Genomic DNA, 12,011 nt, shown 5'->3' with positions numbered 1-12,011 from the left:
TTATTAAAAGGAGTCGTTTCTTGGTACAAGATGCTTCTTTCATAGAGATGATGAATTAGTTCTTGGTATCGAGGTCTCGGTCTTGGTGAAATGTGCTCTGAGCTTACTTATTGTTGAATTTCTCGTAATAATGTAGTTGCGGCCTTGGTTCTTCTAATTTCCCTCTTGGTATTCTGTTCTTTTCAACACAAAAAAAGCAGCTACTCCGTAAGTAAATAGCTGCTGTATCGTATCAATTATAGGCTTCAACTAAAAGTTCGTCGGTTTCTAACGATTCAAATCCATTGTTAGATTTTTTCTTTAGCTCTGTTAGCTCTGTTTTCATTTGTTCAATCTGTCGTTCGATGAGCTCAATTCGCTTTTTCTCTGATATTGTCATTAAGATCCCCTCCACATCAGTCTGACTGAACACTCGCTCAGATAATAGATATAAAAAAAGGTCTTTCCTGTATGATTGTATTGTTATAGTACCAATTTTCAATTAATTTGTAAAGCATCAAGGTTCTTTTTCATTCGTCTTTTTTCGACTTTGTGTGTTAATTTTAAAAATTGTCATAATTTTATGTTTGAAAGATAATCTAACGTGCTATACTGGTGATAATACTAGAAATGGTTAGGTGATTATGTGAGAAAACAATTTATTCGCTTTGAAGATTTGATGGACCAAAATCGTTCGGAATTATTAAAAGATGAAGATGCGTTGGACCGTCTGGATGATCGTATAGATGCCCGCGCGGCTGAAAAAGAATTAAAGCATTTAAAAAAAGTTGAACAAAAGTAACTTGAACACGCCTCTGACATTAGGCGTGTTTTTCTTTTGTCCATCAAAAACTTCCTGTACAAGTGCATATTTCCTCTTCTTTTACACAAGGTAGATGTAACATCACTGGAGAGGATTGAAAACATTGGATAGTGTCTTATTGTCAAGAATGCTGTTCGGGTCATCTATGGCCTTTCATATTATTTTTGCAACGTTAACAGTTGGGATCACTCTTATGATTCTTCTTGCAGAAATTATGCGTTTAGTTAAGAAGGATGATGATTATGCGTTACTTGCCAAACGATGGACAAAAGGAGCGGCTGTTCTACTTGGAGTTGCGATTCCTTCAGGCACCATTGTCGCCGTTATGCTCTCACTATTATGGCCAAAGTTTATGGAAATTGTAGGAGAAGTGATTGCCCTTCCCTTTCAAATTGAGATCTTTGCTTTTTTCTTAGAGGCTTTGTTTCTATCTATTTATGTGTATGCAGCGGATCGTTTAGGACCCGTGACGCGTTTAATTGCTGTCTTTTTTGTTGCCTTTGGAGCTTCTGCCTCTGCCATTCTGATTACAAATGCACATGCATGGATGAATACGCCGCGTGGATTTGATCTTGTAGATGGACAAGTGGTCAATGTTGATCCTCTTGCTGCGATTAAGGCGCCTAGTTTTTTTGTCACAGCGAATCATGTGGTTGGCACGGCCTTTATGACAGGTGCCTTTGTGTTGGTTGCCGTTGCTGCTTATAAGTTATTACATACCCATTTATCTAAAAGGGAAATTGCTTATCATCGCAAAGGATTATTTCTTTCCTTAGTGGTTGCATTCATTATGTCTTCCTACACTGCTCTGTCGGGTCACGAAACGGCTGTTATGTTGTATGAAGAGCTTCCAATCAAGCTTGCTGCCTCGGAAGGATTGTTTAACACGACTGATAATGCCGCCCTTACCATTTTTGGGACACCTAGTGTGGAAACAGAAAGCGTCATTGGTGGAATTGAGATACCTGGCCTACTTAGTTGGATTGCCACTGGATCAACAGACGGTGTGATTCAAGGGTTAAATGAATTTCCTCAGGATGAGTGGCCACCTTTGTTCATTCATACATTATTTAATGTCATGGTTGGCATTGGCTTTACTTTATTAGGGCTTGCTGCACTTGGTCTATTATTCTGGTTCCTCCGACGCAAACAAGATGGAGTGATTTATCCTAAATGGCTTCTTGCAGCATATGTCGCTTGTGGACCTCTTGCGATTATTGGAATCGAAACGGGCTGGATCTATAGCTGTACTGGACGACAGCCATGGACCATTTATGGGATACAACGAACTGTGGAGGCTGCTACAAATTCGGGTAACCTCGGTATCCTGTTCTTTTTGTTTTCCGTTCTGTACATTGTTTTGCTCGTGATCACCGGACTTGTCATGTATTACTACTTTAAACGAAATCCGGTATCTGATGAATTTCAATCAACAAATGATCAACTCAATGTGTAGAAAGGAATGAGTTTATGGAGTCTATTCATATTGCCTTACTGATTATTTGGGCATTCTTATTTATTTATGCGATTGCTGGTTCGATCGACTTTGGTGCTGGGTTTTGGGCGATGTATTACCAAAATCATTCTGACACTGAATCATCAAGCATCGCCAATCGATACTTATCTCCCTCATGGGAAGTAACCAATGTGTTCCTAGTACTACTTGTGGTAGCATTTGTTGGATTTTTCCCGGGTGGCGCTGCAACGCTTGGCACGTTAATGATTGTGCCGTTTTGCCTAGTATTAATTCTGTTAACCATTCGTAGTGCCTTTATGGTCTATTCTCACAGTGTGAAACGCTATACAAGGCTGTTCACTATCTTCTCTGGGTTAACAGGACTCTTGATTCCCGCTCTACTCATCACCATCTTACCAGCAGCCATTGGCGGCTATGTGATGAATGATGGGGTGAATCAATACATTCTCGTCGATAAATTGTTTTCAAGTTCAACCTTCTATACGCATATCGGCTTCGGGTTAGCAACTGAGCTATTCCTTTCTTCACTTTTGCTAAGTGACTATGCCAGAGAAGCAAATTCAATGGAAACTTACCATACGTATCGACGCAATGCGATGACGCTTGGCCCAATTACACTCGCTTTTGCAGTTGCGGCCATTTATACCTTGATTCCACATGCACCTTGGATGTTTGAAAACATTACTGATAGCTTCCGTTTAATATTGCTTGGGTTATCATTCCTTGCTTTTGTCATTGGGTATAGTGCCCTGTGGTGGCCTGCCAAAACAAGACGCAAAATCGGACAGCCTAGGTTCGCTGTCATTTTTATCATTATTCAATTTGGATTAGCAAGCTTTGCTTATAGCTCCGCTCAACTACCTTACTTACTTTATCCGGATATTACAGTCCAGGATGCGTTTACGAATGAGACGATGTTCAGATTACTTCTCTTTGGATACGCAGGTGGGATGGCCGTCTTAATTCCAGTGTTTATTTGGTTCTGGCGCCTATTTATGAAGGATAAGAGATATCTGTTGAAATAAAAGAAAGAGCGTAAGACATAACATTCATGTGGATAGCAAAACACGAACGTAGCACAATATTCGCTACAGGAGAATCCCTCCGCTCGTTTCGTTACAAATATGAATGGCGAATGATTCTATAATCGAATCATTCGCCAATTTTTCATACATTTTTAGTTTTGTCTCAGGCTCTTTTTCCTACCTCATCACAGATGTTTCAAGCTCTACCATTTCTCGCTTCATCCGATTTGATACGATTTTACCAAATAGGGCTGCGAGGATTTGTTGAAATAATGTACCCATAATGACAGGAAGCGTAACGGCCGGGGGGAAATACACAACGGCTATTGCGGCGCCTACACCGATGTTTCGCATTCCACAGTTATACATCATACTAATCGTCGTGGCATTGGAGAATCCAAGCCATTTAGCAAAGGCGAGCCCAAGTACATAACCTGCAATCGCTAATCCAAGAACAACTAGAAAGACACTGATAACAAATCCATCGATTTGAGACAAATAAGGAGCTGCAACGGATGCATTAAGTGCAATAACCGTTAACAGACAGAGTTTAGCAAACGGAGCCATTGATTTACTGAGCGTTGTGACGTTGCCTTTTCGTAGATAGTTAACAAAAATTCCTAATGCAGAAGGTAGAATGACCATTAGAATTAAGCCACTCATTACACCCCATGTATCAAGGGAAATTTGATTTCCTATGAAGATCGTTAACGTCAATGGGACGACAAATGGGGAGATAATCGTATTGATTAAGATGATCGCAAGCGTCAGCGATCGACTCCCGCCATATATTGAAACCCACATCAGTGTGACCACTCCAGTTGGAATCGAAAATGCTAAAAGCAGTCCTGTCGTTGTTTCGATGTTCCCCGGAAAAAAAAGGTTTCCTACACCAAAAGCAATGACCGGCATAATAATTTGTAAGATAAGCATGCTGATTAGTATAGGGACGGGATACCGAACGACATTCCGCACATCCTTTGGACTAATAGCAACGCTGCTCGCGAATGTAATGTATGAAAACAGAAATGGAACCATAAAAACGATTGTTGAAGCAAATGAACTGAGTACTACACCAACAACAACTGCTACTGGTGTTAAAAAAGGCAGAGCCCGCTCAAGCATTCGATTTGTGATTTCTAGCATAGAACCTCTCCTACAACCTTCTCTTTTTAAGATAAGTGTATCACAATTACCATTTATATTTTTTCATGTGCAGAAAAAGGCCGGGATATAACACAAAACCAACTAGAAAATGGCGAATGATTCAAAGGTAGAATCATTCGCCATCCGTTTATTTAATAGAACGAGCGAAGGGAGAACCCGAGACTCCTGTGGATAAGTGCGCGGTGAAGACACAGGAGCGACGGTTTTTCGCGGATGGGGCTGAGGCCGTACCCGGCGGGTGCGAGGGATTCTCCCGTAGCGGGTTTGTTGCTATGTTCTTGTTTTCATTAGTTATTACTAATTTGTCTCAGGCTTCTCTTTTTTTATTGTTCAGACAACCGAATAAATTCTTCTACATCATCAAGTACCACATCAATGGCCTGCTGCCAGAAAGAAGAATCTGTTAGGTCAGCCTGCAGGTGCTTCTGAGCCAGCTCTTCTACTGTCATGCTTGCTGTATCTTCAAGCAATGAGATATAAGCTTGCTCAAACGAACCTTCTGACTCAGCAGCTTGCTTGTAGATCCCCAGACTAAACAAGTATCCAAATGTATATGGGAAGTTATAAAACGGAACGCCTGTAATATGGAAGTGAAGCTTAGAAGCCCAGAAGGTTGGAGAGTATGCAGAAAGCTGTTCTCCGTAAGCTTCGCGCTGTGCTTCTTCCATCAACGCGTTCAGTTCATTAACAGATAAGCTCTTCATCTTACGTGCCTCATAGAATCTTGTTTCAAATAAGAAACGAGCGTGGATATTCATAAAGAAAGCAAGTGCACGAGAAATCTTGTTCTCAAGTAAAGAAAGCTTTAACCGCTTATCCGTTGCTTCTTCAACCAGAGCATCTGCTACAATCGTCTCAGCAAATGTCGAAGCTGTTTCAGCTACATTCATGGCATACTGACGAGCAAATGGCTGTTTTTCTTTTAAGCAGTATGTATGATAAGCATGTCCTAATTCATGTGCAAGTGTTGCCACATTTGCCATGGATCCATCATAAGTCATGAAAATACGTGATTGCTTCTTTAATGGGAAGCCCGTACAGAACCCACCAGGTCTTTTCCCAGGGCGGTCCTCTGCTTCAATCCATCCATCACGAAGGGCACCTTCCGTGAAGTCAGCAAGCTCTGGGCTGAATGTACGGAAATGCTTGATAATTAATTCACACGCTTCTTGATAACTGATCTTTTGATCGTTCTCCACAGGAAGGGGCGCCGTTACATCATGGAAGGACAGCTTGTCTACTCCGATGAGCTCTGCTTTTTTCTCCATAAATTTATAAAGCGCTGGCTTATTTGCAGTAATCGTATCCCACATCGCGTTTAGCGTTTGTTCCTGCATCCGGTTGTAGGAAAGCGGCTCTTTTAATACATTTGTCCATCCGCGTGCCTCGTAAAGCTTTAAGCGGAATCCGGCAAGATGATTAAGTGTTTGTGAGAACACATCCGCTTCCTTCTGCCATGCTTCTTCATTCACCTTAAATGCTTTTTCACGAACAGAACGATCACTGCTATTCATTCGGTTTTGAAGCTGACCTGCTGATAGAATCTTTGTTTCTCCATCTTCTTCAAACGGAATTTCCATTCGTCCAACTGCTTGATTATAGAAGTTCCCCCATGCATGATAGCCATCAATTGCAAGACCTGAAGCTAGCTTTTCTTCTTCTGGAGAAAGCTTGTCCTTTGCTTTTTGACGCTTTTCATTTAAGTTAAACGTCACATCCTTTAATTCAGGACGAGCAATTAATTGCGCAAAAGCCTCTTCATCGAGTTCAGCTAACATTTGGTCAAGAGATGCAACCAGATTTTGCAGTTTTGCACTTAGCTCAAGAAGTTGTCCCTGAAGCAAAAGAGCTTGCTTGTCTTTCACATCTTGTGCAGTTAGACAGCTTACAAAGCCACCTGCATGCTGAGCTCTTACAGCAATGTCTTGTACACGAACAAGTCCATTTACAAGCTCGTCTTCTGTTAGCGTTCCTTGTAAGTCTGATTCAAGCTGACTCTGCTCTTTACCTGTTTCATTTAAAAAATCCTGGAATTCACTAGATTCACTTCCGCCTTTAAAAAACGTTTCCAAGTCCCAATTTTTTGGATAATACATAGTATCTCCTCCTAAGTATTTCGGATTACGTAATACTTAGTTTATCAAATTTTTCAGAAGATAGCATCATTTTTATGATAGAAAAATAGCTCCATATATAAGAGACCCTAAGATAACAAAAGCTGGATGCACTTTAAACTTCTCGAGTAAGAAGAGACTCGCTACAATTAAAATAATCGTTTGAACCGATCCTGCCCCATCCCACGATGTGACAAAGAACTCAAATGCTAGGATTCCGAGTAGAATCGCAATCGTTGGTTTGATTAATTTGGTTAGTAGTTTAATCTTCGGTGAATCTTTAAACTTCAATAGGATGTTTAATAGAATAATCATTAAAAAGACCGTTGGAGCGACCGTTGCGAATAAGGCGACTGCTGCTCCTGGAATACCTGCCACCTCATATCCTATTTGACCCGCAAGCTTGGTCGCAATTGGACCCGGTAAAGCATTAGCTAGGGCAACTAGTTCCCCAAAGTCCTGGTTTGTCATCCAGCCATAACGATTCACTACTTCATTTTGAACAAGAGGAATGGAAGGAGGTCCTCCACCATATCCAACAATGCCGGGAATGAAAAATGCGATAAATAAATGTATATAAACCATTCGTTTCTCCTTTTAGCTTGTTTGATTTTCTTTTTGCTTTTGTGTCGGCTTAAATAAGGCATAACAAATTAAAATAACAATAATAATAGCGGGATGAATGCCCAAAAACTGCATGCCAACCAAACTAACAACAGCTAAAATACTCGTCCAAACCCATCCCAAACCTTTTCCAGATTGCTTAGTGAAATTGTATGTCATCACTAAAAGCATGACGCCAACAACAGGTGTAACTGCTTGAGTCATTCCTTCTACAATCGATGATTCACTGAATGATGCTAAGATACTTAGTAGAACGATCAAAATCACAACGGTTGGAATGACTGTGGCAAATAAAGCATTCAGCATGCCGGTCCATCCACCTAAACGATAGCCAATATAGCCAGCCATCTTTGTTGCAATCGGTCCAGGAAGCGTATTTCCGATCGCCAGTACATCTGCGAATTCCTCATCATCCATCCATTTGTAGCGCTTCACCACTTCATCGTGAACAAGTGGAATCGCGGACGGTCCCCCACCATACCCAAGCATGGTTGACCTGAAAAACGCGATAAATAAATCTTTCTGTAGTGACAAATTCATTCTACTCCTCCTACCCATCAGGCATAATCTCCTTAATACTAATCGAATTATGACCATCTGACAATCAAAAAACGCCTCTCCCCTATCAAAAGGTAAGAAGCGTCTTTCTCTTTATTACTTATAGAAACTTATTGATCTTAGGGAACACTCTTGTTGCCGTATGATAAAAGAAATCCTCATGAAAGGCTTCTGGAATCATATCAGCTAGCCATTCCATGTACGGTTTAACTTGCACAAGCGGCCAGTCTGTTCCAAAGAGTAGACGATCATAGCTATCACTATACACCAATGCTTGGCGTAAATGATCAAAGTATCGATTATCTCGATCAAAATGACGACCTACTCTTTCATGTGTTCCAACAATTAACCCCGACAAGTCAGCATAGACATTACGATTTTTATAAATCACTTCTGCTGCTGTTAAGCACCATGGATCACCAAAATGCGCCATCATAAACCGTACGTCTCGATGCTCGACTGCGACCTCATCAATGGTTAATGGATGAGAGTATTTTAATAAACCTTTTTCTGCATATGTATCACCAGTATGATACACAATGGGTACGTCATAATGCTTAGCCAATCGGTAAATCGGCTGGTACACATCATCGTACGCATAGTAAGGATAGTAACCTAAATAAATTTTAATTCCAACAATCCAATCCTTTTGTAATTCCTCTTCTAACTCGACTAAAGAAGCCTCGGTAAATAGAAATGGATTAATCCCAATACAGCACATGATTTCTTTTGGACGATGTTCCAGATCCAACCCCATCAAGCTTGAGGTTGTTCGATCGGGAAACTCTCCTGGCACACGTTCGGTCACACCCATACCGATTCCAAGTACCACATTCGCTTCTTTATATTCTCTCATTAATCCTGCTGCATCATACGAGATCTCAGACAAATCCGTTGCTGTATCTTTGAATGATTGAATGTTTGAGAAATGCAGGTGTGCATCAATTACCTTCATACATTGACCTCCGTAAATCTAAGTTGTTTTAGCCATTCCCATCCTGACGTAGAAGAATGCTCATCTGTCACGCAATAAAAGATTGGCTTAGAACGGATACTGGAATCAGATAATAAAGCCGTGTATTCTTTACTTACATCATACACAAGTGCTTCAGCATTTGAATACACAGATCGTTGATTTTCTGCATCAGTTGAGATAATAGCCAACCCTTCTTGAACTCTCTCATCCCAGACTCTAGTGACATGACTCATTGAGGAAACAGAGACCTCGAGCTCTTCTGATCCGGATTTGTTTATTGAATCGTCTGAATCGAACGGATAGAAGTGTAACGAAGCTTCTTTCTTCTCCAGAAAGGCGATTGATTTTATAGCATCCGCATGAAGCAATTGATTTGGGTAATCAATGTCATAGAATGTTGCAATAATAGGGCTCTCTGGCAGCGTAACATAATACTGCTTTAGCTTTAAGCCTTTCCACCGTTCATGATCTGTAAACTCTACAGAAAGCTTAATCCCTTGCCACTGATGTCCCCATTGATCTGTTTGATTTACGAAAGTCGTACTTATTTTCTGCTTTAGGATCGTATATAAGTTCACGTTGTTAGGGATTGAGTGAATGCCACCACCCCAAGGGTTCCACCAAGACTTCGGTCCAGGTTTTGGAAAGCTATGATCCAACCACTCTTTCGTTTGTGTTTGCAGCGAATACATCGTTGGAAAATAATCAGGTGCCACTTTAAAGGTTAGCTTGCCATTCGTGATGGTCCATACATCCATCCCATGCTCATGATCAACACTCTCAGTAACCTCACCTTCCCCAAAAGGAATACCCTTTAACGAATAGCTGGATTTACTTGAATCCGTTTCAAGCTCGACATTAAGATTGGTAACTGATTCCGAGTGGAATGCCTCATTTAATGAATATCGATCCAAGCCTTCAAGATAGACCTCTTCTTCATTCTCATGATTCAGACGTAACCTGCCACTTGTGATCTCTTGAGAGAATTGTTCTAGAATAAGCTTTTGTTTTGTTCCAGGCTTATAAAAACCATGACCATCAGCAAACGTCAGATTCATCAGTGGTTTGATTGGTAGGCTTGTAGCATTCGGCTGAAACGTCTCCCAATCTTTATAGACATCGATTCCAATTTTTAATGGTTCGAATGTGTGAGGTTCATTAGCAGTGATGTCGCGTGCATGCTGTTCAAATACAGCTTGCCAGCTTGGCGTGTATAATTTGGCATCATTTGCCCATTCAAATGCAAAGGTATGGGAGCCTCCATTAATAAACATCCACGGCTCACTAATCTGCTCCAGAGGTAACAGATCAAGTGCAGCATCATCTGCAGCAAGTAATGAATCATTCATTTGAAAGACTACTTGCTCCTCTTCTGCGTAAAAGAGCTGACCGACATAAACATCCTTTAGATGTTGTTTATGATTAGATAGCTCGAGTGCCATCGTTAACTCTCCAGCAGTTGACCAATGAATGATTCGTGTAATCGTGCACTCAGGCTCTCTGAGCGCATATTCAAGCCTTAGCTCAATTCCTGCAGTTTGTTTTTCCCAGCTATAACGAGTCCAGGTTTGTTTAGCTAACACATGCGTTGCAGGCTTACCAATGATTGGGTGGGTAAAAACAAGCGGGATTTTCTTAGAAGTAAAGGCATCCTCTAACGTTGCCACATGATCTTCTTTACTCCATTTCATAACATATGCCCCGTTGTACAAATAGAGAAATGCGGGAGTCTCCATGACAAAGGCTTCATTTCTGGATGGAATCGCCACATGTACGGTTTCCTCATAGCTTGAGACAAGCCAATTAAGTGTCGATTGGATCTGGATGTTGATCTTCATTTCACCTGCTTCTTTTTGAAAAAGAGGAGCCGTAATTACTTGTTTCTCAGATGGATTAAGGCTTAGCTCAACAGGTTCCTGAAACCCCCTTACATCCATCGTCAACTTCTGTACCTCGTCTAATTGATTTTTCACCTGTAAGCAATAAAGTCCCTGGTCTTTTAGCAGATACGGCTCGATGGTAACAGGCTTTTGAATGTTCGTACCTACCTCAAGCTGGAATTCCTCCCCATTTATTAAAACAGTCAAGGTGAGCTTAGGATGTGTTTTCCATTTGGATTGTTGGAGCTCAGGCGCCTGCTCAACACGAAAAGGAATCGAAAATAATTGGGTACCAGATACTTGTTCATCAATATGAGCCTTAGCTGAAATGTATGGATGATCCTCTACCGCTGCTTTAAGCTGGATGGAATCGTTTTTAGCACGAATACGTAACGTGCCCTCATATTCACCTGAAAGCAATAATAGGTGAGTGGATAATGTAAATTCAACTTCATAGTCTTTAGTTGAGAAGCTGGATATCCCTCTTCCACTCTGCTCAATCTTGGCCGAAACAGGTCCGTTCTTCGTTTCAAACTGATATGTATAATACACAAATCCATTTTCTCTCTCGCCATCTGGCTTGATCTCAATCTCTCGCTTAAGATCTGCGTACCACGTGGACGCTTGAATATATTGTCCTAACACAGGATGACTTAAAATTTTTGGAATGAAGTTTAATAAATGAACGCGATCATCTCGCTCTTCCCAGAAGAATCCACACCGCTTATATAGAGGAACTGCTTTTGTGTTACCTGGCCAGGTGTACAAATCCAGTCTCGGCCAGCCTTGTTCGGTGGTACGTTTGACTGCTTCAAGAACCAGGCGTTTTCCCACACCTTTTCCGTGGTGCGCCGGATGTACATTTAATAAGGGAATATAAAGTGCGCCCTCGTCTCCTTTATATTCAGAGAATCCGCAGTAGCCAATCACAGACTCTCCATCAAATGCGAGTAACGTAAGAATATTTCCGTTTGTTTGTTCAGCCGTTCTGCGATCTTCTTCCGTCTCAACTTCGGAATCTCCACCCCAGCCTTCTCTACTTTCATTCCACATCTTTGCAACAGCCGCTGCAAAGCTTTCATCATACTCAATAATGTCATACGTTAACACGTGTCACACCCCTTTTTACATCTCTTGTCATTGTATGAATATTTCCTCGATTTGTAAATCAGAAAGTAAAAAGGCTGAACGGTAGCATAGTATCGAGGATAAAAAAGAAGAAATCGGGACAGTACTAAAATTCAATTAGAAAATGGCGAATGATTCGAGTGCAGAATCATTCGCCATTCGAGGTTTTATTTGAACAAGCGGAGGGAGAACCCGAGACTCCCTCCGAAAAAGTTAATGTATCAATGGTTTTAAGGTTTTTAAAGAGATAAAAATATTTT

General features: G+C 41.0%; 10 protein-coding genes. 3 read left to right on the top strand and 7 right to left on the bottom strand.

Features of this window, described 5'->3' with window-relative positions; genetic code table 11:
• Positions 1-232: 232 nt before the first annotated feature.
• Entirely contained in the window at positions 233-379 is a 147-nt protein-coding gene (locus tag ACQKKO_RS19215; protein ID WP_498650060.1) for a hypothetical protein, read from the bottom strand.
• Between the two features lie 246 nt (positions 380-625).
• Here ACQKKO_RS19215 and ACQKKO_RS19210 point away from each other — a divergent pair, with 246 nt between their 5' ends.
• The 3 genes from ACQKKO_RS19210 to ACQKKO_RS19200 all read left to right on the top strand — a co-directional run bounded on the left by ACQKKO_RS19210 (position 626) and on the right by ACQKKO_RS19200 (position 3,304).
• A complete protein-coding gene (locus tag ACQKKO_RS19210) occupies positions 626-781 on the top strand; it encodes an FbpB family small basic protein (protein ID WP_498650058.1) in 156 nt (51 codons plus the stop codon).
• A 124-nt stretch (positions 782-905) separates the two neighbouring features.
• Positions 906-2,258 (top strand): cytochrome ubiquinol oxidase subunit I, encoded by a 1,353-nt coding sequence (locus ACQKKO_RS19205; RefSeq protein WP_498650056.1) that lies wholly within the window; start codon positions 906-908, stop codon positions 2,256-2,258.
• Between the two features lie 14 nt (positions 2,259-2,272).
• Positions 2,273-3,304, top strand: coding sequence for a cytochrome d ubiquinol oxidase subunit II (locus ACQKKO_RS19200; RefSeq protein WP_498650054.1), 1,032 nt, complete (start codon positions 2,273-2,275; stop codon positions 3,302-3,304).
• A gap of 177 nt (positions 3,305-3,481) precedes the next feature.
• Here ACQKKO_RS19200 and ACQKKO_RS19195 read toward each other — a convergent pair whose 3' ends face one another.
• The 6 genes from ACQKKO_RS19195 to ACQKKO_RS19170 form a co-directional block, all read right to left on the bottom strand.
• Complete coding sequence (locus tag ACQKKO_RS19195; protein ID WP_498650053.1) at positions 3,482-4,450, bottom strand: bile acid:sodium symporter family protein; 969 nt, start codon at positions 4,448-4,450, stop codon at positions 3,482-3,484.
• 344 nt (positions 4,451-4,794) lie between these two features.
• On the bottom strand, positions 4,795-6,567 hold the full coding sequence (locus ACQKKO_RS19190; RefSeq protein ID WP_498650051.1) for a M3 family oligoendopeptidase: 1,773 nt from the start codon (positions 6,565-6,567) through the stop codon (positions 4,795-4,797).
• 72 nt (positions 6,568-6,639) lie between these two features.
• Positions 6,640-7,170 carry a chromate transporter gene (locus ACQKKO_RS19185; RefSeq protein WP_498650050.1) on the bottom strand — a complete coding sequence of 177 codons (531 nt, stop codon included), beginning with the start codon at positions 7,168-7,170 and terminating at the stop codon, positions 6,640-6,642.
• Positions 7,171-7,182: 12 nt separating this feature from the next.
• The gene (locus tag ACQKKO_RS19180) at positions 7,183-7,749 is read right to left on the bottom strand and encodes a chromate transporter (protein ID WP_498650048.1); all 567 of its coding nucleotides are present in this window, start codon (positions 7,747-7,749) and stop codon (positions 7,183-7,185) included.
• 118 nt (positions 7,750-7,867) lie between these two features.
• Positions 7,868-8,722 (bottom strand): amidohydrolase family protein, encoded by an 855-nt coding sequence (locus ACQKKO_RS19175; RefSeq protein ID WP_498650047.1) that lies wholly within the window; start codon positions 8,720-8,722, stop codon positions 7,868-7,870.
• Positions 8,719-11,733: a GNAT family N-acetyltransferase gene (locus ACQKKO_RS19170; protein WP_498650045.1), complete on the bottom strand. Its 3,015-nt coding sequence runs from the start codon at positions 11,731-11,733 to the stop codon at positions 8,719-8,721. The genes ACQKKO_RS19175 and ACQKKO_RS19170 overlap by 4 nt, the downstream gene beginning before the upstream one ends.
• Positions 11,734-12,011: the final 278 nt, after the last annotated feature.

This window comes from Alkalihalobacillus sp. NPDC127517 (assembly GCF_050276055.1).
Lineage (GTDB): Bacteria > Bacillota > Bacilli > Bacillales > Bacillaceae_D > Alkalicoccobacillus.
This window is presented reverse-complemented; position numbering and strand designations above follow the sequence as displayed.